The sequence below is a fragment of the Pseudomonas sp. NPDC098747 genome, assembly GCF_044760045.1.
Lineage (GTDB): Bacteria > Pseudomonadota > Gammaproteobacteria > Pseudomonadales > Pseudomonadaceae > Aquipseudomonas.
This window is the reverse complement of the sequence record NZ_JBIWAL010000064.1, coordinates 6627-28015: the sequence shown is the minus strand read 5'-3', so window position 1 is coordinate 28015 and position 21389 is coordinate 6627. Positions and strand designations below refer to the sequence as shown.

At 58.7% G+C, this 21389-nt stretch carries 19 protein-coding genes; 12 read left to right on the top strand and 7 right to left on the bottom strand.

The features are described from left to right. The 4 genes from ACIQVE_RS25745 to hmpA form a co-directional block, all read right to left on the bottom strand. Nucleotides 1–955: cbb3-type cytochrome c oxidase subunit I (locus tag ACIQVE_RS25745; RefSeq protein ID WP_402813891.1), on the bottom strand; the 955-nt coding region annotated here is incomplete at its 3' end. Nucleotides 956–958: 3 nt separating this feature from the next. Next, the gene (gene cyoA, locus ACIQVE_RS25740; protein ID WP_402813889.1) at nucleotides 959–1900 is read right to left on the bottom strand and encodes a ubiquinol oxidase subunit II; all 942 of its coding nucleotides are present in this window, start codon (nucleotides 1898–1900) and stop codon (nucleotides 959–961) included. Nucleotides 1901–2726: 826 nt separating this feature from the next. After that, nucleotides 2727–3236 carry a disulfide bond formation protein B gene (locus ACIQVE_RS25735; RefSeq protein WP_402813887.1) on the bottom strand — a complete coding sequence of 170 codons (510 nt, stop codon included), beginning with the start codon at nucleotides 3234–3236 and terminating at the stop codon, nucleotides 2727–2729. A gap of 252 nt (nucleotides 3237–3488) precedes the next feature. Continuing rightward, complete coding sequence (gene hmpA / locus ACIQVE_RS25730; protein WP_402813884.1) at nucleotides 3489–4670, bottom strand: NO-inducible flavohemoprotein; 1182 nt, start codon at nucleotides 4668–4670, stop codon at nucleotides 3489–3491. Nucleotides 4671–4834: 164 nt separating this feature from the next. Here hmpA and norR point away from each other — a divergent pair, with 164 nt between their 5' ends. From norR to ACIQVE_RS25705, 5 genes are all read left to right on the top strand, one after another. Beyond that, the gene (gene norR, locus ACIQVE_RS25725) at nucleotides 4835–6394 is read left to right on the top strand and encodes a nitric oxide reductase transcriptional regulator NorR (RefSeq protein ID WP_402813882.1); all 1560 of its coding nucleotides are present in this window, start codon (nucleotides 4835–4837) and stop codon (nucleotides 6392–6394) included. Nucleotides 6395–6761: 367 nt separating this feature from the next. After that, entirely contained in the window at nucleotides 6762–7664 is a 903-nt protein-coding gene (locus tag ACIQVE_RS25720; protein WP_402813880.1) for a chemotaxis protein CheV, read from the top strand. A 3-nt stretch (nucleotides 7665–7667) separates the two neighbouring features. Continuing rightward, nucleotides 7668–8150, top strand: coding sequence for a GNAT family N-acetyltransferase (locus ACIQVE_RS25715; RefSeq protein ID WP_402813877.1), 483 nt, complete (start codon nucleotides 7668–7670; stop codon nucleotides 8148–8150). Between the two features lie 151 nt (nucleotides 8151–8301). Continuing rightward, nucleotides 8302–8628, top strand: coding sequence for a hypothetical protein (locus ACIQVE_RS25710; protein WP_402813874.1), 327 nt, complete (start codon nucleotides 8302–8304; stop codon nucleotides 8626–8628). A gap of 83 nt (nucleotides 8629–8711) precedes the next feature. Next, a complete protein-coding gene (locus ACIQVE_RS25705) occupies nucleotides 8712–9461 on the top strand; it encodes a YkgJ family cysteine cluster protein (protein ID WP_402813871.1) in 750 nt (249 codons plus the stop codon). Nucleotides 9462–9669: 208 nt separating this feature from the next. On the opposite strand, the gene ACIQVE_RS25700 is transcribed toward ACIQVE_RS25705, so the two are convergent. Then, nucleotides 9670–9909 (bottom strand): hypothetical protein, encoded by a 240-nt coding sequence (locus ACIQVE_RS25700; protein WP_402813868.1) that lies wholly within the window; start codon nucleotides 9907–9909, stop codon nucleotides 9670–9672. A gap of 111 nt (nucleotides 9910–10020) precedes the next feature. Beyond that, nucleotides 10021–10326: a type 1 fimbrial protein gene (locus tag ACIQVE_RS25695; RefSeq protein WP_402813866.1), complete on the bottom strand. Its 306-nt coding sequence runs from the start codon at nucleotides 10324–10326 to the stop codon at nucleotides 10021–10023. 272 nt (nucleotides 10327–10598) lie between these two features. On the opposite strand from ACIQVE_RS25695, the gene ACIQVE_RS25690 reads away from it, so the two are divergent. The 7 genes from ACIQVE_RS25690 to ACIQVE_RS25660 all read left to right on the top strand — a co-directional run bounded on the left by ACIQVE_RS25690 (nucleotide 10599) and on the right by ACIQVE_RS25660 (nucleotide 20707). Next, nucleotides 10599–11759: an efflux RND transporter periplasmic adaptor subunit gene (locus tag ACIQVE_RS25690; protein ID WP_402813863.1), complete on the top strand. Its 1161-nt coding sequence runs from the start codon at nucleotides 10599–10601 to the stop codon at nucleotides 11757–11759. After that, complete coding sequence (locus ACIQVE_RS25685; RefSeq protein WP_402813860.1) at nucleotides 11756–14857, top strand: multidrug efflux RND transporter permease subunit; 3102 nt, start codon at nucleotides 11756–11758, stop codon at nucleotides 14855–14857. The genes ACIQVE_RS25690 and ACIQVE_RS25685 overlap by 4 nt, the downstream gene beginning before the upstream one ends. 8 nt (nucleotides 14858–14865) lie before the next feature. Continuing rightward, nucleotides 14866–15543, top strand: coding sequence for a heavy metal response regulator transcription factor (locus ACIQVE_RS25680; protein ID WP_007916978.1), 678 nt, complete (start codon nucleotides 14866–14868; stop codon nucleotides 15541–15543). Beyond that, nucleotides 15533–16897 carry a heavy metal sensor histidine kinase gene (locus ACIQVE_RS25675; RefSeq protein ID WP_402813858.1) on the top strand — a complete coding sequence of 455 codons (1365 nt, stop codon included), beginning with the start codon at nucleotides 15533–15535 and terminating at the stop codon, nucleotides 16895–16897. Before ACIQVE_RS25680 ends, ACIQVE_RS25675 begins: the two co-directional genes overlap by 11 nt. Nucleotides 16898–17244: 347 nt before the next feature. After that, nucleotides 17245–17466, top strand: a complete 222-nt coding sequence (locus tag ACIQVE_RS25670) for a hypothetical protein (RefSeq protein WP_402813856.1) — start codon at nucleotides 17245–17247, stop codon at nucleotides 17464–17466. A gap of 193 nt (nucleotides 17467–17659) precedes the next feature. Further along, nucleotides 17660–18976: an OprD family porin gene (locus tag ACIQVE_RS25665; protein WP_402813853.1), complete on the top strand. Its 1317-nt coding sequence runs from the start codon at nucleotides 17660–17662 to the stop codon at nucleotides 18974–18976. A gap of 222 nt (nucleotides 18977–19198) precedes the next feature. Further along, nucleotides 19199–20707 (top strand): diguanylate cyclase, encoded by a 1509-nt coding sequence (locus ACIQVE_RS25660; RefSeq protein ID WP_402813849.1) that lies wholly within the window; start codon nucleotides 19199–19201, stop codon nucleotides 20705–20707. Nucleotides 20708–20909: 202 nt separating this feature from the next. On the opposite strand, the gene ACIQVE_RS25655 is transcribed toward ACIQVE_RS25660, so the two are convergent. Next, nucleotides 20910–21368 carry a UDP-3-O-acyl-N-acetylglucosamine deacetylase gene (locus ACIQVE_RS25655; protein WP_402813894.1) on the bottom strand — a complete coding sequence of 153 codons (459 nt, stop codon included), beginning with the start codon at nucleotides 21366–21368 and terminating at the stop codon, nucleotides 20910–20912. Nucleotides 21369–21389: the final 21 nt, after the last annotated feature.

Here is a 21389-nt window from a genome sequence, read left to right as displayed (position 1 = left end):
CGTAGATCATAGAGTGGTGGCCGAACAGTTTCTTGCCGGTGAAGGCCGAGATGAATTCCGAGAAAATGCCGAATGCCGGCAGGATCAGGATGTATACCTCAGGGTGGCCCCACGCCCAGAACAGGTTGACGTACATCATTGGATTGCCACCAAGTTCAGTGGTGAAAATGTGGAAATCCATGTAACGGTCCAGGGTCAGCAGTGCCAGGGTAGCGGTCAGGATCGGGAACGAAGCCACGATCAGGACGTTTGCCCAGGTGCAGGTCCAGGTGAAGATCGGCATGTCCATCAGTTTCATGCCAGGGGTACGCATTTTCAGCACGGTGGCGAGGAAGTTAACCCCCGTCAGCGTTGTACCCAACCCGGATAACTGTAGCGCCCAGATGTAGTAATCCATCCCCACGCCCGGACTGTATTGCAGGCCCGACAGCGGTGGATAAGCAACCCAACCGGTCTTGGCGAATTCGCCAACGCCCAGCGACAGGTTGATCAGCACAACGCCCGATACCAGCAACCAGAAGCTCAGGGAGTTCAGGAACGGGAAGGCAACGTCACGCGCGCCGATCTGCAGCGGCACTGCAAGGTTCATCAGGCCGGTGAAGAATGGCATCGCCATGAAGATGATCATGATCACACCGTGAGCGGTGAAGATCTGGTCATAGTGTTCAGGTGGCAGGTAGCCAGGCGAACCCTCGGTGGCCATGGCCATATGGGTTCGCATGATGATGGCGTCGGGATATCCGCGCATCAGCATGATCATGGCGACGATGATGTACATCACGCCGATTTTCTTGTGGTCGACCGACGTCAGCCACTCGGTCCACAAGTAGGTCCACTTCTTGAAGTAGGTGATTGCAGCGAACAGCGCCACACCACCGAGCGCGATCATGGCGATGGTAATCATCACGATCGGTTCGTGGAACGGGACCGCTTCCCAACTTAATTTACCAAACATCGTTTACTCCTCTGCCCCGGCAGCTGAATGCGAACTCGAGTCCATTTCCGTGGCCGCCACTTCTTTCTCTTTCTTCTCGTGCTTCAGCGGCTTGCCCGGCTTCATACCTTCGTACTTGTCGACGATGATCTGGAACTGGTTCGGCGTGACCGAGGAGTAGAGCTCGACTGGGTTGTTCTGGCTCGGTTTGGCAAGGGCTGCGTATTCAGCTTGATCAAGCTGTTTAGGTGCCTTTTTGACTTCACTAACCCAGGCGTCAAAATCTTCCTGAGTCGTTGAGATGGCTTTGAACTTCATGCCGGTGAAACCTGCGCCGCTGTAGTTGGCGGAGATACCGTCCATTTCAGCGTTGCGGTCAGCGATCAGGTGCAGTTTGGTCTGCATGCCCGCCATCGCGTAGATCTGGCCGCCCAGGCCCGGGATGAAGAACGAGTTCATCACGGCGTCGGAGGTGATCTTGAAGTTGATTGGCGTGTGCGCCGGGAACACGATCTTGTTGACCGTGGCAATGCCTTGTTCCGGGTAGATGAACAGCCACTTCCAGTCCAGCGCGACCACTTCGATGGTGATCGGCTTGACGTCGGATTCGATTGGACGATAAGGGTCCAGTTCGTGGGTCGAAATGTAGGTGATGTAACCCAGCGCGATGATGATCAGAACCGGAATGGTCCAGACGGCCACTTCGATCTTGGTCGAGTGCGACCATTTCGGCGTGTAGATGGCGTCTTTGTTGGAGGCGCGATACTTCCAGGCGAACAGGAAGGTCATGACGATGACCGGCACAACGACCAACAGCATCAGCAGGGTCGCGGTGATGATCAGGTTGCGCTGTTCCAGGCCGACCTGGCCCGTTGGATTGAGCAGGGTCATGTTGCAGCCTCCCAGCAACAACGTGCCGAGCAGCGGCACAAGGCCTAGTAATCTGGGGTACCTGTTTTTACTCATCTCAACGACCTCTAAAGCAGCTTGCGCAATGCAGTTGGGTTTTGATCGCCAACACTTCACCCTGCCAAGGGTTGGCATTTTCTTTGGATTGAATAAGGGCCGCCCGTCGCGCGTCAGACGCTCGACAAAACCTGGGACAGCGGTAAGTTCTTATTCGAATTCGTGGTCAAAGGCCTTGTTACAGACCAATTCCATTTGGTGCGGAAAGTTGGAAGGCACCGACACCTGGGTGTCTTGAAAGCCTTACAGCCTGCTCGACACCCGACTTCCTGCCCGCCTCCTTAATGAAGGCTGAACAGCGCCGGGAATTCAGTGCGGGCGATTGTAGATAGGTAGCGCCCTATACACCATGTCTTATCCCGAAATAATTTTTATCCGTTCAAGCAACAATCCATCGCCATTTTTGCAAAAGTGCTGCATGTTATCGAAATCGATTCTCAACAAAAACACCTAAATTTGTAGGTGTACCCGCCTCAGTTCAGACAGCTCCGAAGGCTTTTTCCGAAGCCCGGATCGGCGCAAACCCCGATACCCCAAGGCTTCTGGCCATTTGCCCGCGCTTGTTAAAACTGCCTGATCTTGCACTCGCGTGCAAAAGCCCAAAAACACCGAAACAGACCAATCCTTTTTTGTAACAGTGCTCCAATCCGGGCAGGTGGATCGGCTTGCGACACTGCGTGTGTGACAACATGTCGCACGCCTGTCGCACCCTCGCTTGTCCTTCGTCACGGTGTTTTCACAAACGCTCTGAAATGCAAAACGCCCCGATCTGCTGAACCGCAAATCGAGGCGTTTTCTGTATCGGCAACAGAGCCGATTAGTTGACTCAGCGCAGTGCTTTTCGGTTACGCGAAGTCAGCAGCGGCACCAGGATCACCACCAGCACGAATGCCAACAGCGACCACTGCGCCAGCGACAGACCGAGGACTGGCGGGTAAGGCGTCGAACAGAAACCGTCGACCTGGAAGCCCAGCGGGAAGATCTTGGCCAGCGGCAGATCATCGACAATCGGCTGCAGCACATCGATGCCGCAGCTAATCGCCGGATAGAACTGGGTGTACACGTGATGCCCGGCAACCGCCGCCCCGGCAATCGCGCAGATCACCACCAGCACTTCGAATACGGTGATGCTGCGGCGGGTGCGTGTGGCCGCACCGATAAAGGCGAACAGCGCGATCAGCAGCAACGCATAACGCTGCAGGATGCACAGTGGGCACGGCGCCTCGCCAAGCACGATCTGCATGTACAGCGCGCCACCGATCAACGCCAGGCAGATGATGCCCAGCAGCACCAGAAAACGCCGTTCACGGCCCAATCGAATTGTTTCCTCGCTCATCGCGTTTCCCTTATATGTCCATGGTTCAGCCGTCTGGCGACTGAAAGTTGTCGCAAGTCTACACCGGGGAAATAAACGATAAAGCGGTTAAGGAACCATTAATACAAAGGGATTTTTCAGAACAGAACCGTGTAATGGCCATCGCGGGCAAGCCCGCTCCCACAGGTCCAGCGACGTACATAGTTTTTGCGTACACCACAAATCCTGTGGGAGCGGGCTTGCCCGCGATGCGGACTCCTCGGTCTCGACTATTTATTCCAGAGCAGCAGCCGGCCCGAAGAACTCATACCGGCTCTGTTTCTCCGGCACACCCAGCGCTTTCAGATGGCGCTTGATGGCGCTCATGAAACCTTTCGGCCCAAGGAAGTAGGCGTCGACATCACGCTGCTCCGGCAGCCATTCAGCAAGCAACTCCTGGCTCAGCATCCCTACCTTGTCCGCTGCCGGACTCACGCCGTCGTCTTCGGCGTAGCAGTAGAAACGCTTGAGTTGCGGATGACGCGCAGCCAAACCGTCGATCCAGTCGCGGAACGCATGCACGCTGCCATTGCGCGCGCAGTGGATAAAGTGCACCGGACGCTCGGTTTCCAGCGCCGCTTCGAGCATCGCCAACGTCGGGGTGATGCCGACGCCGCCGCTGATCAGCACCAGCGGTTTGTCGCTGGCCGTCAGGGTGAACTCACCCGATGGCGGAAATAGCTGAATGCTCGCGCCTACGTGCAGTTGATCATGTAAATGATTGGACGCACGCCCCCCCGGTTCGCGTTTGACGCTGATGCGGTACTGCCCCTTGTTGGCCAGCGCCGACAGCGAATAGTTGCGGCGAATTTCTTCGCCATCCAGCACAAGCTTCATGCCGATGTACTGACCCGGCTCCGCCGCCAGAATCGGGCCTTTGTCCGCCGGCTCGAAGTAGAACGAAATGATTTCTGCGCTCTCCTCGACCTTGGCCGCAACGATGAATTCGCGCGCCCCACGCCAGCCGCCGACCGCTTGCTCTTTCTGGTCGTAGATCGCGGTTTCGGCGCCGATCAGGATGTCGGCCAGTTGCCCGTAAGCGGCACCCCAGGCACTCATCACTTCTGGTGTGGCGATCTCTTCGCCAAGCACTTCAGAGATGGCGCGCAACAGGCAGGCACCGACAATCGGGTAGTGCTCCGGCAGAATCTGCAGGGCGACGTGCTTGTTGATGATCTTCGCCACCAGATCGCCCAACTGGTCGAGCTGATCGATGTGGCGGGCGTACATCAACACGCCGTTGGCCAGCGCACGCGGTTGGTCGCCGCTAGCCTGGTGCGCCTGGTTGAACAACGGGCGCACTTGCGGGTATTCAGAGAGCATCATGCGGTAGAAGTGCGTGATCAGCGCCTCACCGCCGCTTTCCAGCAGCGGCACGGTAGATTTGACGATGGCACGATCCTGGACGCTAAGCATAAGGGTGACTCCTGAGCTCGTTGAAAAAGTTACCTTAGTGTTATCAGTTTTTGTGCCAACTATTTTTACTATATAAATCAGTTACTTAAGAAAATCGTAGTCAAATCGACCCAAACCTCTTTATAGTCAACACGACTACATCTTGTCTCTTTGACTACACGACCATGACCGCAAAATCCCTGCTGACCGCCCTGCTACCGTTGGTCTCCGACCTCTCCCGCGAGTTACCGGAGGGCGAGCGCTATCGTCGCCTGCTCGAAGCCCTGCGTGCCCTGCTGCCGTGCGATGCCGCCGCATTGTTGCGCCTCGACGGCGAATCGCTGGTGCCACTGGCCGTCGACGGCTTGAGCACCGACACACTCGGCCGCCGCTTCAAGGTCAGTGAGCATCCGCGCTTTGAAGTGTTGCTGGCAGGTGCCGGGCCGACGCGGTTTGCCGCCGACAGCGACTTACCCGACCCTTACGACGGTTTGGTCGACGGCCTCGACGATCACCTGGAAGTTCACGACTGCCTCGGCTGTCCGTTGTTTGTCGATGAAAAACTCTGGGGACTGATCACCCTCGATGCACTCGACCCCGAACGCTTCGAACCGATTGAACTGGACGCACTGCAAGCGTTCGCCAGCCTCGCCTCGGCAACGGTCAACGCCGCCGAACGCATCGAGCGTCTGGCCATTCGCGCTGAAGACGAGCACCAGCGCGCCGAGGTTTACCGTCAGGCCAGCGGTCAGCAGAACCGCGAAATGATCGGCCAGAGCAAGACGCTTAAACGCTTGGTGGAAGAAATCAACCTGGTCGGCGGCAGCGACCTGACCGTGCTGATCACAGGCGAAACCGGGGTAGGCAAGGAACTGGTGGCACAGGCCATCCACGCCGCCTCACCACGCGCCGACAAACCGATCATCAGCCTCAACTGCGCGGCATTGCCGGACACATTGGTGGAGAGCGAGTTGTTCGGTCATGTGCGCGGCGCCTTCACCGGCGCTACCAGCGACCGCCGCGGTAAATTCGAACTGGCCAATGGCGGCACGCTGTTTCTCGATGAGGTGGGCGAACTGTCGCTGACCGTGCAGGCCAAGTTGCTGCGCGTATTGCAGAGCGGCCAGTTACAACGTTTGGGCTCGGACAAGGAGCATCAGGTCGACGTGCGCCTGATCGCTGCGACCAACCGCGACCTGGCTGAAGAAGTGCGCAGCGGTCGCTACCGTGCCGACTTCTACCATCGCCTGAGCGTCTACCCGCTGCGGGTGCCGGCGCTGCGCGATCGCGGGCGCGATGTGTTGTTGCTCAGCGGTTTCTTCCTCGAACAGAACCGCTCGCGCATGGGCCTCAATAGTCTGCGGCTGAACAGCGACGCCCAGGAAGCTCTGCTCGCCTACACTTGGCCGGGCAACGTGCGTGAACTGGAACACTTGATCGGGCGCAGTGCCTTGAAGGCGTTGGGTAACTGCAAGGTGCGGCCGAAGATTCTAAGCTTGAGCGCCGCAGATCTCGATTTGCCGCATGAGGTTGTGGATAACTTGCCTGAGCCAGTTGCTGGGGTTGCGGCTTCGGTGCCATTGATTGCCGGCGATTTGCGCGCTGCGACAGAGGCGTATCAGCGGCAGTTGATCAGTGCGGCACTGGCGCGCAATCAGGATAACTGGGCGAGTGCGGCGCGCGAGTTGGGGCTGGATCGGGCGAATTTGGGGCGGATGGCTAAACGCCTGGGAATGAAAAGCTAAAAGCACCCTCACCCTAACCCTCTCCCAGAGGGAGAGGGGACTGATTGGGGGATATTGAAGAACTCTGCCGACGTGAACGGGCAGTGTTGAATCCATAATCGACTCAGCCTTTCACGTGAACATACAGTGCTGAATCCATAATCGACTCGGTCTTTCAGGTCGATGTATTGCGCAAGACACCTCGGTCGGCCCCCTCTCCCTCCGGGAGAGGGCTGGGGTGAGGGGCTTTAGCTCTGGCTCTGGCGTTTGATCTGAACGCCACCCGACAACTAACCTAAAGCCCATCCCATTAGCGCCGATAACCCGGCATCAATAGTTTCTGGCGATTTCCAGCCTCGCCCATCACCTTTTTCCACAGAAGGTTTATATGTCTTCCACCAAAGCCCGCGCAGATTCACTTTCGCTACTGCTGTTTACCTTGCGCAGCGGCAAGCTGATGGCGATCAACCTGCTGAAAGTCAGTGAAATCATCCCCTGCCCACCGCTGACCAAGCTGCCGGAGTCGCACCCACACGTCAAAGGCATCGCCACCCTGCGCGGTGCCGCGCTGTCGGTGATCGACCTCAGCCGCGCCATCGGCGAGCGACCGCTGGAAGACCCCAACGGTGGCTGCCTGATCGTCACCGACGTCAGCCGTTCCAAACAGGGCCTGCACGTACAAGCGGTAAGCAAAATCGTCCACTGCCTGACCACCGACATCAAACCACCACCGTTTGGTTCCGGCGGTCCACGCGCTTACATAACGGGTGTGACCTCGGTGGACGGCACGCTGGTGCAAGTGCTGGATATCGAAAAAGTCATCCACAGCATCGCCCCGGCGCAGATCGAAGTGGCCCCGACCGACCTGAGCATGGAAGACGCCGACGTCCTCGGCAACGCGCGAATTCTGGTGGTCGACGACAGTCAGGTGGCGCTGCAACAATCGGTGCACACATTGCGCAATCTCGGCCTGCAATGCCACACCGCGCGCAGTGCCAAGGAAGCCATCGACTGCCTGCTCGATTTGCAGGGCACCGCACAGCAGATCAACCTGATCGTCTCCGACATCGAAATGTCCGAGATGGACGGCTATGCCTTCACCCGCACCCTGCGCGAGACCCCGGACTTCGCCCATCTCTACGTGTTGCTGCACACCTCGCTCGACAGCGCGATGAACAGCGAAAAGGCACGACTGGCCGGGGCCAACGCCGTGCTGACCAAGTTCTCCTCGCCGGAGTTGACCCAACGACTGATCGAAGCGGCCAAACACGTCGCGGCCAACGGTTACTGAGCCTTGGGCGAGACGTACTGCTTTTTGCTGCGGCGGGATCTGAGTGCAGACGTGCCGGATGTCGCTTGGCCGGAGGATGTTGAAGTCAGCACCTACCGCCCGGAATTGGCAGGTGCCGTGCATGACTTGATGCAACTCGGCCAGCGCGAAGGTGGCGGCCGAGTACCTGCGCTGGAGGTTTGGCAGCAACGGTTTGAATGTGATCCGGAATATGACCCGACACTTTGTTTCATTGCCCGCGATGCCGAGGGTGTCGTTGCCGTGGCGCAGTGCTGGACGAGTGCGTACATCAAGAATCTGGTGGTGCATCCGCGCGCCCAGGGTCGAGGATTGGGCCGGGCCTTGCTGTTGAATGCATTCAAGGTGTTTCAGCAACGGCGCGAAGGGTTTGTTGATTTGAAGGTTTTGGAGGACAACCTGCGAGCACAGCGGTTGTATGAGAGTACCGGTATGTATGTAGTCCGCCGGGAGTTGGTTCCGGCCTGACAGACCGCTATCGCTGGCAAGCCAGCTCCCACAGGTTTTGTGAGCGGCGCCCATCACTGTGGGAGCTGGCTTGCCCGCGATGGCGGCCTCAAAGACAACTTTTCACTCTCAGGCATACTCCAACCCTTGCCACTACAAGGATGCCAAAACCATGAAAGCCATCACCCTCAGCTTCCTCTGCCTCACCGCCCTCGCCTCCAACGCCCACGCGTCCAGCCCTGACGCCTGGGCTGCCTACGACAAAACCGTGCTCGCCAGTTGCACCAAAGTCAGCGGCCTAAAGAACGCCAAACCGGTCGGCAATGCCGCGCAATTCGACGACCGCGTCGGCTACACCGCCGTGTTGCTGCAAGGCCAATACCCGCAAAAACACATGAAGGGCCAGCAAGGCACCGAGCTGTGCCTGTACAACAAAAAGTCGAAAACCGCGTTCGTCACCGAGTGGGACTCGATCCGTCCGCCCGCCAAAACCCAATGAATGGCGCATAACTTGCTTCGATCGGTGATCCCATGGCGACTTTCTGTCGCCGATTCACACCCTGATTGAAGATTGCTCGCTCAATGAATACGACGTTTTCCTGCGTAGGCTGCGGCAAGTGCTGCACCGACCACCATGTCCCTCTAACCCTGGCCGAAGCCCGCATGTGGGCGGCCGACGGTGGTCAGGTGATCGTGCTGGTGGAGGCTTTTCTCGGCAACGGTCTGGGCTTGCCGGCGCAGCAGCGTGAACACGCCGAACGGCGTTCGGTAGCGGTGCGCAGCGGTGAATCGGCTGCACACGTGGCCATCACTTTTGCCGCTTACAACGTCGGACCTTGTCGGAATCTTGACGATGACAAGCTGTGTCGCATCTACGAGCGCCGGCCGTTGGTGTGTCGGATTTATCCGGCGGAGATCAATCCGCACATCCCGCTCAACCCCGCCGCCAAGGATTGCCCGCCGGAGTCCTGGGAACAGGGACCGGCGTTGATCGTCGGTGGCGAACTGGTCGATCAGGAACTGTTGGCGTTGATCCAGCGTTCGCGTCAGGCCGATCGTGATGACATCCGGACAAAGGACGCGATCTGTGCTGCGCTGGGGATCCGAACCACGGCCCTCAAGGGCGACGGGTTTACCGCGTACCTGCCGAACATGGACGCTTTTGCGACGGTGATTGATCAGGTGAGCGCGCGGTCGCTGGATGAAGTGCCCAGTGAATGGCTGTTTCATTTGTCCGGGGATGACGTGGCAGGGCAAGTGCGGGCTGCGGGGGCGCTGGTGGTGACGGAGCCGGCGCTGACCTATGCGTTTATATCGCTGCGGGCGGCTTGATCCAAATTATCTAGTGGCTGTTCGGGCCTCATCGCTGGCAAGCCAGCTCCCACAAGATCTTGTGTCGTACATCAATTAAGTGAACAACCGGGAAACCTGTGGGAGCTGGCTTGCCAGCGATGGGGTCAGTGAAGGCGACCTCAAGCCTGAACCTGTCACCGTCCCCCAGAAACCCCGCGCAACCAAACGCAAATCCCCGAAGGAAAACTCAGCGCTTGCCCATCGAACGACGGGTGCCCGGCGGCGCCATGCCTGGGCTCTTGGTATGGCCGTTCTTGGCGCCGTTCTTGTACCAAGGCTGGTTGGTGCCCTTGGCACCGGCCAGTTCGCCCGGTTTGAACGGGAACTTGAACGCCGGGATCTCGGCTTTGGAATCGCTGGCGTCGGCCATATCGGCCGGGACATCGCTGACGGCGTCGTCAACCGGCGGTTGGATCGGGGAAGTCATGAAAGCTCCGCAAAACAAAAAGTCGCGCCCGGTAAGTGAGCCGCGAAGGCGCGCAGTATACCTGCGCGCCGTGGCTCAGCACCTGAAGATTTACACCGTACGCCGAACGGCTTACAGGTAATTGATGGTCACGATGCCATTGTCGGTCGAGGTTTTCAGCGGCTCATAGGTCATGTAAAACGGCAACGCCCCACGGCTGCACGCGTTGCGGTATGTGTCTACATCAACCTTAACGCCTGACCTGAGTTCGATCTGCCGGGATTCGCTGGTCGCCAACGCACCAACTCGCCCGACTTCACACCCGGAATCGACGATTTGCCCGGTGAAGCGGATCTCGCCAGAGAGGGTCTGAGGCGCGGCGCAGACCGTTAGCGGAAGTAAAACAAGCACACTGGAAATGACAGTTTTGAGCTTCATTGCAAGACACTCCCGAAGAGACCCGCAGCGATAATGGCTGGGGCATACAACTTGTATCCGCTGGCGGGAGCGGATCTTAAGGAGCGTAGATAGCAGCGTCTGGAAAAGGTGACCCGCCGTAAGGGCGGAACCTTAAGAGGCCGTTACCGCAGCAACGGATATACACACAGAAAACTGACAGCGCTGACAGCTAGCCGTCACCCTCCTGACCCCCACACAGGTTTATAACCTACCCAATCTGCCCAAACTCCAACCCTCGGCGCCCAAAAAGCATGCAAATCCAAAAACACAAAGCCCTGCTAGCCACCCTGTTGATCGCCCTGGCAGCCGCAGGCCTGTGGTTTGCAACCAGACCCGCCCCCACCAAACTCGCCACCCCCAACGCCATCCCGGTGCGAGTGATCGCCGTCAGCGCAAAAGACGTCCCCCGCTACACCAGCGGCATCGGCTCGGTCCTCTCCCTGCACAGCGTGGTCATCCGCCCCCAGATCGACGGAGTCCTCACCAAACTTCTGGTCAAGGAAGGACAGCTAGTAAACAAAGGCGACCTGCTCGCCACCATCGACGACCGCTCGATCCGCGCCAGCCTCGACCAGGCTCGCGCCCAACTCGGCGAAAGCCAGGCGCAACTGCAAGTCGCCCAGGTCAACCTCAAACGCTACAAACTGCTCAGCGTCGACGACGGCATATCGAAGCAGACCTACGACCAGCAACAGGCTCTGGTCAACCAACTGAAGGCCAGCGCCCAAGGCAATCAGGCTTCGATTGATGCGGCGCAGGTACAACTTTCCTACACGCAGATTCGCTCCCCGGTCACTGGCCGCGTCGGTATTCGCACAGTCGATGAGGGCAACTTCCTGCGCATGACCGACACCTTGGGCCTGTTCACCGTCACCCAGATCGACCCGATCGCCGTCGAGTTCTCCCTGCCACAACAAATGCTCCCGATCCTGCAAGGCCTGATCAACGACCCGCAACACGCACAGGTCAAGGCTTACATCGGCGCCGACACCGACGGCGAAACCGGCAACCTGCTCGGCGAAGGTCACCTGACCCTGATCGATAACCAGATCAACGCCAACACCGGCACCATCCGCGCCAAAGCCGAATTCGCCAACGCCAGCCAGAAGCTCTGGCCGGGCCTGCTGGTGACGGTAAAAATTCAGACAGCCCTCGACAAAGATGCGCTGGTCGTCCCGCCCACCGTCGTACAGCGTGGCCTCGATCAACACTTCGTTTACCGAGTCAATGGCGACAAGGTTGAAGCCGTGCAGGTGCAGATGGTCTATCAGGGCAGCGGACAAGACATCATCAAAGGCGTGAAGGCCGGTGACGTGCTGGTGACCGACGGCCAGTCGCGGCTAAAACCCGGTTCGACCGTGCAAGTCATGACCGAGCCGCCGCAAGTGGTGCAGGCGGAGCCGAAACCATGAAGGCGCACAAAGGGGTTTCGACATGGTGCATCGATCACCCGGTGGCGACGATTCTGCTGACCATCGCACTGGTGCTGGTCGGCATCATTGCCTTCCCGCGCTTGCCGATTGCCCCACTGCCGGAAGCGGAATTTCCTACGATTCAGGTTTCCGCGCAGTTACCCGGCGCCAGTCCCGACACCATGGCCTCGTCCGTGGCCACGCCACTGGAGGTGCAATTCAGCGCCATCCCCGGCATAACCCAGATGACCTCCAGCAGTGCCTTGGGCTCGACCCTGCTGACCCTGCAATTCACCCTCGATAAAAGCATCGACACCGCCGCCCAGGAAGTACAAGCGGCGATCAACACCGCCGCCGGCAAACTGCCCAAGGACATGCCGACGCTGCCAACGTGGAAGAAGGTCAACCCGGCGGACAGCCCGGTGCTGATCCTCAGCGTCAGCTCGACGCAGATGCCCGGTACTGAACTCAGTGATCTGGTGGAAACCCTGCTGGCCCGTCAGATCAGCCAGATCGACGGCGTAGGCCAAATCAACATTACCGGTCAGCAACGTCCGGCGATTCGCGTCCAGGCCTCGGCGGACAAACTCGCGGCCATCGGCCTGACCCTCGCCGACATACGTCTGGCGATCCAGCAAACCAGCCTCAATCTGGCCAAAGGTGCGCTGTACGGCGAGTCGAGCATTTCCACACTGTCGACCAACGATCAGTTGTTCCATCCCGAGGACTACAGCGAACTCATCGTTTCCTACAAGGACGGCGCCCCGGTTCACCTGCGCGATGTCGCTAAAGTCATCAACGGTTCGGAAGATGCCTACGTGCAAGCGTGGGCCGGTGATCGGCCGGGGGTAAACCTGGTGATCTCGCGCCAACCAGGCGCCAACATCGTCGAGACCGTGGACCGGATTCAAGCCGCCCTGCCCGGCCTCGAAGCCATGCTGCCGGCCTCGGTGCAAGTGAAAACCCTGATCGACCGCACCCAGACCATCCGTGCCTCGCTGCATGAAGTCGAGATCACGTTGTTGATCGCGATCCTGCTGGTGGTGGCGGTGATGGCGCTGTTCCTCCGTCAGTTATCAGCGACGCTGATTGTCTCGGCGGTGCTCGGTGTGTCGCTGATCGCCAGTTTTGCGCTGATGTACATCCTCGGCTTCAGCCTGAACAACCTGACCCTGGTAGCCATCGTGGTGGCCGTGGGATTTGTGGTCGACGATGCGATTGTCGTGGTGGAAAACATTCACCGGCACCTGGAGGCCGGCGAAAATATGCGCGAGGCGGCGATCAAAGGCGCTGGCGAGATTGGCTTCACCGTGGTCTCGATCAGCTTCTCGCTGGTGGCGGCGTTTATTCCGCTGCTGTTCATGGGCGGAGTGGTCGGGCGGTTGTTCAAGGAATTTGCCCTGACCGCGACCTCGACCATCATGATTTCCGTGGTGGTGTCGCTGACGTTGGCGCCAACCCTCGCGGCGCTGTTCATGCGCAAACCGGTGCATCACGCCCACGCCAAACCGGGCTTCAGCGAACGCTTGCTCGGCTGGTACGAGAAAGGCCTGCGCCGCGCCCTCGCCCACCAGAAACTGATGATCGGCGTGTTCGGCTTGTCCCTCGCTTTGGCCGTCGCCGGTTACATCTTTATCCCCAAGGGTTTCTTTCCGGTGCAGGACACCGGCTTCGTGCTCGGTACGACTGAAGCCGCTGCGGACATTTCCTACGGCGACATGGTGAAAAAACACCTGGCCATGGCCGAAATCGTCGGCGCCGATCCCGCTGTGCAAGCGTTCTCCCACTCGGTGGGTGTGTCCGGCAGTAACCAGACCATCGCCAACGGGCGCTTCTGGATCGCCCTGAAAAAACGCGGCGACCGCGACGTCAGCGCCAGCCAGTTCATCGACCGGATTCGCCCGCAACTGATGAAAGTCCCCGGCATCGTCCTGTACCTGCGTGCCGGCCAGGACATCAACCTCAGCTCCGGCCCCAGTCGCGCCCAATACCAATACGTACTCAAAAGCAACAACGGCGCGACCCTCGCCACCTGGACCCAGCGCCTGACTGAAAAACTGCGCAGCAACCCGGCGTTCCGCGACATTTCCAACGACCTGCAACTGGGCGGCAGCATCACTCACATCAACATTGATCGCAGTGCCGCTGCACGTTTCGGCCTGACTGCCAGTGATGTCGACGAGGCGCTGTACGATGCCTTCGGCCAGCGGCAGATCAACGAATTTCAGACGCAGGTCAACCAGTACAACGTGATTCTGGAACTGGACACCCAGCAGCGCGGCAAGGCCGAAAGCCTGAATTATTTTTACCTGCGCTCGCCGTTGAGCGGGGAAATGGTGCCGCTGTCGGCGCTTGCCAGATTCGATGCGCCGACCATTGGCCCACTGTCGATTGCCCATGACGGCATGTTCCCGGCCGCCAACATGTCGTTCAACCTGGCGCCCGGCGTGGCGTTGGGTGATGCGGTGATTCAGCTCAATCAGGCCAAGGCCGAAATCGGTATGCCGACCGCGATCAGCGGCAACTTCCAGGGCGCAGCGCAGGCGTTTCAGAGTTCGCTGGCCAGTCAGCCGTGGCTGATTCTTGCGGCGCTGGTGGCGGTGTACATCATTCTCGGTGTGCTTTATGAGAGCTTCGTGCATCCGCTGACGATCATTTCGACGTTGCCGGCGGCGGGTTTGGGCGCAGTGATCATGTTGTGGATCTGCGGCCAGGACTTTTCGATCATGGCGCTCATCGGACTGGTGTTGCTGATCGGCATCGTCAAGAAGAACGGCATTCTGATGATCGACTTCGCCCTCGAAGCCCAACGCCAACGTGGGATGTCACCAGAGGATGCAATTTTCGAAGCGTGCATCACGCGGTTCCGGCCGATCATCATGACCACCCTCGCCGCGCTGCTCGGCGCCTTACCGCTGATGCTCGGCTACGGCACTGGCGCCGAACTGCGCCAGCCGTTGGGGATCGCGGTAGTCGGCGGTTTGCTGGTGAGCCAGATGCTGACGCTGTTTACCACGCCGGTCATATACTTGTGGCTTGAGCGACTTTTCCATAGACCCAAACCTGCGCCCGTACCGGCGTTGGCGACCACAGACTGAGGCGGGTCATGCGCGTTCTGATTATCGAAGACGAGGAAAAAACCGCGGACTATCTGCACCGCGGTCTGACGGAACAGGGTTACACCGTGGACCTGGCCCGCGACGGCGTCGAGGGCTTGCACCTGGCGCTGGAAAGCGACTATGCGGTGATCGTCCTCGACGTCATGTTGCCGGGCCTCGACGGCTTCGGCGTGCTGCGCGCATTGCGTGCGCGCAAGCAAACCCCGGTGATCATGCTCACCGCCCGTGAACGGGTCGAAGACCGCATCAAAGGCCTGCGCGACGGTGCCGATGATTACCTCGGCAAACCGTTTTCCTTCCTCGAACTGGTCGCACGTCTGCAAGCACTGACCCGGCGCAGTGGCGGGCATGAGCCGGTGCAAGTGAGCATCGCCGACCTGTGGATAGATCTGATCAGCCGTAAGGCAACACGCGCCGGCACGCGGCTGGATCTGACCGCCAAGGAGTTCTCTTTGCTCAGCGTCCTCGCCCGTCGCCAGGGTGAAATTCTTTCGAAAACCGCCATCGCCGAAATGGTCTGGGACATCAATTTCGACAGCGATGCCAACGTCGTCGAAGTCGCGATCAAACGCCTGCGCGCCAAGCTCGACGGGCCGTTCGACGAGAAACTGCTGCACACCATTCGTGGCATGGGTTATGTGCTGGAGAGTCGCGGTGTCCAGTAATTCCATTGCCTTGCGTTTGAGCGGGATGTTCACGCTGGTAGCGCTGCTGGTGTTTCTGTTGATCGGCGGCGCGCTGTATCAGCAGGTGGATAAAGGCTTGGGCTTGTTACCGGAAGCCGAACTGGAAGCGCGGTACAGCGTGCTCGAATCGGCACTCAATCGCTTCGGTACGCCGGAGCATTGGCTGAAGATCAACGCCAAGTTGAAACTGCTCGGCGAAGAGGACAAGCGCATTCGTTTCTGGGTAGTGAGTGGTGATCCGGGCTATGAATATGGTGCGCCGGATACGCGGATCCGTGCCTTCGCCCAAGGTTCGTTGGGAATGCATGATTTGCAGCTGCCTGACCATACTTATCCACTGAAAGTGCTGTTGACCGAACTGCCGGCCAAGGATCAGCGCCCGACGCTGCGTTTCATGATCGGCATCGATACCGAGACGTTTCACGAAACCCAGCACAACCTGCTGATTGCCTTGATCAGCCTGGCGATTGTCGGCGTGCTGCTGGCCTCTGCGTTGGGGTATTGGGTGGCGCGGATCGGCCTCAAGCCGCTGATCAAACTGTCCCACGAAGCCCAGCGCCTGGCACCACCGTTGCGGGCCGGACGCTTGCGATTGTCACCGTTGCCACCGGAGCTGGAACAGTTTGTCGACTCGTTCAACTCGACGCTGGAACGAGTCGAGCAGGCGTATTCGCGGCTGGAATCGTTCAATGCCGACGTCGCCCATGAGTTGCGTTCGCCACTGACCAATCTGATTGGCCAGACCCAGGTCGCGCTGACGCGCGGGCGTTCGGCGGAACACTACTTCGAAGTGCTGCAATCCAATCTCGAAGAGCTGGAGCGGCTGCGTTCGATCATCAACGACATGCTGTTTCTGGCCAGTGCGGATCAGGGCAACAAGGCGACCAAACTCACTTCGACGTCGTTGGCCGATGAAGTGGCGACGACGCTGGAGTATCTGGATTTCATTCTGGAAGACGCGCAGGTTCAGGTGCAGGTCAGCGGTGATGCGCACGTGCAGATCGAGGTCGCGCATCTGCGCCGGGCGTTGATCAATCTGTTGAACAACGCGGTGCAGCACACCGGGCCCGGTCAGGTGATCGAGGTGCGGATTGAGGTGCAAGCGCATCAAGTCAGCATCGGCGTGGCCAACCCCGGTTCGCCGATTGCCAGCGAGCATTTGCCGCGGCTGTTCGAACGCTTTTATCGGGTGGATGCTTCGCGCAGTAACAGTGGCAACAACCATGGGCTGGGGCTGGCGATCGTCAAGGCGATTGCGCTGATGCATGGCGGGGATGTGTTTGTACGCAGTGATCGGGGGATGAATACGTTCGGGATTTATTTGCCGGTTTAACGATGAGCATTATCTCCTGTGGCAGGAGACTTTTGTGGCGAGGGGATTTATCCCCGTCGGGCTGCGAAGCGGCCCCAAAACCAGCGACCGAGATCTTCCAGACACAACCTGCACACAGGATTCAGGACTGCTTCGCAGCCCAACGGGGATAAATCCCCTCACCACAGGTTCGCGTTCAGCCTGACATGTCCTTAACACATTGCCACCTTCGGCAGCGCAGGGAAATGAGCTCTGATCTTTGCTTGTGCTGTAACAGTCATTTATGAAAATCGCGCTGTTTCCCAATCCCCGGCAACCTTATCTTTGCCCGCACCAAACAGCACTTGCCAAGCAAGAAGGTTTTCCAGATGTCCAACAGTATGGGTATTGCCAGCGCTTTCGTTTTGTCCTCATTGTTCCTGTCGCCGATGGCGATGGCTGAAGAGTCCCAGGCGTTCGTTGCGCACAACAGCGCCCGGGCCCAGGCGTACGATCAGCATCAGACCGAAATGATGGCCAAGGCCAAAGACGCGACGCAGACACCTCAAGCTGCAGCAACCCAGGCTCAAGCGTCCGAGAAAGACAGCTGAGCCGCACACCGCTCCGTTTCCCTCGACGCGGTTGTTTGGCTCTTCCCGTTCAACCGTCGTCATTCCAGGCCGCTGACTTTCAGCGGCCTTTTTTCGTTGTGGTCTGAAAGCCGTTTGGTGCGTCTTTAACAACAAGAAACATTTTGCACCTCGCAACATTGAGGTGCCGCTGACCCAAGGAGCTTTACCGCACGTGCTTTACCCAGTCCGTTTCACGCCGCTGTTCATTGCAATTGCCGCAACGATTGCCCCCGCCGTTCACGCCGATGAACCCGCGCCAGAAGGTTTCGTCGAAGGCTCGAGCCTCAACCTCAACGCCCGCAACTACTACATGAATCGCAACCGCCTGCAGAAGGCGGACGACAATATCGAGTGGGGTCAGGGCTTCCTCGGGATATTCCAGTCGGGTTACACCCAAGGCACAGTCGGTTTCGGCATTGATGCCCACGCCATGCTCGGGCTGAAACTCGACGGCGGTGGCGGTACGGACGGTTCCAGCATCCTGCCGATCAGCGACGGCAACGGCAAAGCGCCGGGTTCGTTCTCGACAGCGGGCGGCACCTTGAAAATGCGCGCGTTCGACACTGAGTTGAAGGCGGGTGACTTGTTCCTCACCAACCCGGTGATTGCCGGCGGTGACAGCCGCATGCTGCCGCAGACGTTCCGTGGCGTCAGCCTGACCAACCACAGCTTCGATGGCTGGTTGATCGAAGGTGGCCAGGCCAGTTTCACCAAGCCTTACAACCAGAGCGGTCACCAGCGTATCGGCACTTCCTACGGCACGCTGGCCGAGGGTGACGAAAGCCGACACCTGAACTGGGCCGGTGTGGCCTGGAGCGGTGTCGAAGGCTTGACCAGCAGCCTGTATGCGTCCGAGCTCAAGGACATCTGGAACCAGTATTACTACGACCTGGATTACACCTGGCAGTTGAACGACCTGGTCAGCCTCAACCCGGGCCTGCACTTCTATCACACCCAGGACACCGGCGATGCGCTGCTCGGCAACATCGACAACAACACCTACAGCCTGCATTTCACCGTCGGCATCGGCAGCCACAGCGTCACCGCCGCCTACCAGCGGGTCAACGGCAACACGCCGTTCGACTACATCAGCCAGGGCGACAGCGTTTACCTCGACAACTCCCAGCAATACTCGGACTTCAACGGCCCGAACGAGCGTTCGTGGAAACTCAAGTACGCCTACGACTTTGCCGGTGTCGGCGTGCCGGGCCTGACGTCGGCGGTGTCCTACTCGCGGGGCACGGTTGATCTGACCAAAGTCGACCCGAACAGCAAGGGCTACGCCAATTGGTACAGCGCCGACGGCAGCAACGCCAAGCACTGGGAACGCGATCTCGACTTGAAGTACGTCGTACAGAGCGGTCAAGCGAAAGACCTCGCCGTGCGCCTGCAATGGGCCACCAATCGCGGCGGCAACGGTTATGGAGTGATCGATTCGGACATAGATGAATACCGAGTCATCATCGACTACCCGATCAACGTCTTCTAAGATCTACCAAAGTCAGTTGCGACTGACACAATTTTTTGACTGAAATAGAATTTGTGGCGAGGGGATTTATCCCCGTTGGGCTGCGCAGCAGACCCTCTTTTTGGGGCCGCTTCGCAGCCCAACGGGGATAAATCCCCTCGCCACAGTAGATCTGTTTTAGTGCTATCCCCCGCAGTGTTTGTGCATCTACGCTTACAACATCCCCCAACCGATAACCCCACCATGATCGCGAGCCGTACCCCACCTACAGCGGGCAAGACCGGACGCCCCGAGATGCTGTTGATTTTCGGCAGCCTGCTGAGCGTGATCGCGATCGTGTGCATTGTCACTTTCCTATTGATTCGTGAGCATGCCAGCGCTCAGGAGTCAGCCACCCGCAGCGCCACCACCATCGCTCAGTTGATCGACGCCGACGTATTACGCACCGTCGAGTTGTACGACCTGACACTGCAAGGCCTGATCGCCGTCTCGCAGCGCGATGACCTGCGAGACGTGACCCCGCAGATCCGCCACCTGGCGCTTTTCGACCGTTCGACCACTGCACGCTTCAAGGGCGACATTCTGTTGCTCGACAAACTCGGCAATGTGCTCGCCGACTCGTCGCGACTCGTGCCGAAACCCGGCAACTTCGCCGACCGCGATTACTTCCTCACCCATGCTTTCAACCGCGATATCGGCATGTTTATCAGCCGACCGTTCAAGACCCGTTGCGACTGCGACGAAGCCAATCAATGGCGCATCAGCTTCAGCCGACGTATTTCCTCGGACACCGGTGAGTTCATTGGCGTGGCCGTAGCGTCGTTGAAGCTCGATTACTTCGACGAGTTGTTCAACAGCCTCGACATCGGTAACGACAGCACACTGAATATCATCGACAACGATGGCGTGTTGCTGGCGCAGAAGCCTTACCTGCAAAGCGACTCGGTCGGCAAAAGTTTCGGTAACCGACCCAACGTGGTGCGGATTCTCAACGACAGAAGTGGCAACGGCAGTTTTACCAGTACTTCGAGCATCGACTTTCAGCAGCGGCTCTACACCTATTCGCGGGTCGGTAACTTGCCGCTGACGGTGATCGTCGCGTTATCCAGCAAGGAGGTATTCGCCACCTGGCGCCGCACCGCCATACTGATCAGTGGCGCCACCGGTGTGCTGTGCCTTGGCCTGCTCTGGCTGACCTGGCTGCTCGTCCGTGAACTGCGCCTGCGTCAGCGGGCTGAACACGAACTGGCGCAACTGGCTGCCACCGATGCGCTGACCGGGGTGGCCAACCGGCGAATGCTCGATCAGTCGCTGCGCCATGAATGGTTTCGCGCCCAGCGCTCAGGCAAACCGCTGTCGGTGATGATGATCGACGCTGATCATTTCAAGGCATTCAACGACCGGCATGGTCATCAGGCCGGCGATCAGGCGTTGCGCGAGTTGGCCAAAGTGATCACGGCGAGCGTGCGACGACCCACGGATCTGGTGGCGCGTTATGGCGGCGAGGAGTTTTCGGTGATTCTTGCCGAGACCGACAGCCAAGGCGCCCGGCAGATTGCCGAGCATATTCGGGTGGCAGTGGAGCAGTTACCGTTGGTCGATGGGGCTGAGTTACCGATGACGGTGAGTATCGGCATCGCTTCCTGGACAACGGTGAGTGAGATCACGCTGGAGCAGTTGTTGTTTGCGGCGGACAAGGCGTTGTATCAGGCCAAGGAAGGTGGGCGCAATCGGGTGGTGGTGGCTGCCTGATTAATGCTTTGCCCTTACCGCCCCCATCGCTGGCAAGCCAGCTCCCACATGGATTTGTGGTGTTGTGGATATCTATGGAAAACGAAGAAACCTGTGTGAGCTGGCTTGCCAGCGATAGGGCCAGCTCAGGCAGCACAAAAACAGCAGGCATAAAAAAAGGCCATCCGAGGATGGCCTTCAAAAAACTAGAGAGGTTTTTTACTTACACGGCCGCAACAGGGCGCATGTAAGAGATCGGTGCGGTACTGGCGTCTTCGAACGTCACCACTTCCCACGCATCTGTCTGCTCAATCAACTTGCGCAGCAGCTGGTTATTCAGTGCGTGACCGGACTTGAAGCCTCTGAACTCACCAATCAGGCTATTGCCCAGCAGGTACAGGTCGCCAATGGCATCGAGGATTTTGTGCTTCACGAATTCGTCTTCATAGCGAAGACCGTCTTCGTTCAGTACGCCATCGGCATCGACCACGATTGCGTTTTCAACGCTGCCGCCGAGTGCGAGGTTGTGCTTGCGCAGGTACTCGATATCACTCATGAAACCGAAAGTACGGGCGCGGCTGACTTCTTTTACGAACGAAGTGCTGGAAAAATCCACGCTTGCACTTTGTTTGATGTTCGGTATTTCGTGGTGTTGGTAATGTTTGTGTTTGATCTTGTTGATCTCTTTGTTAGGGTTTTAATT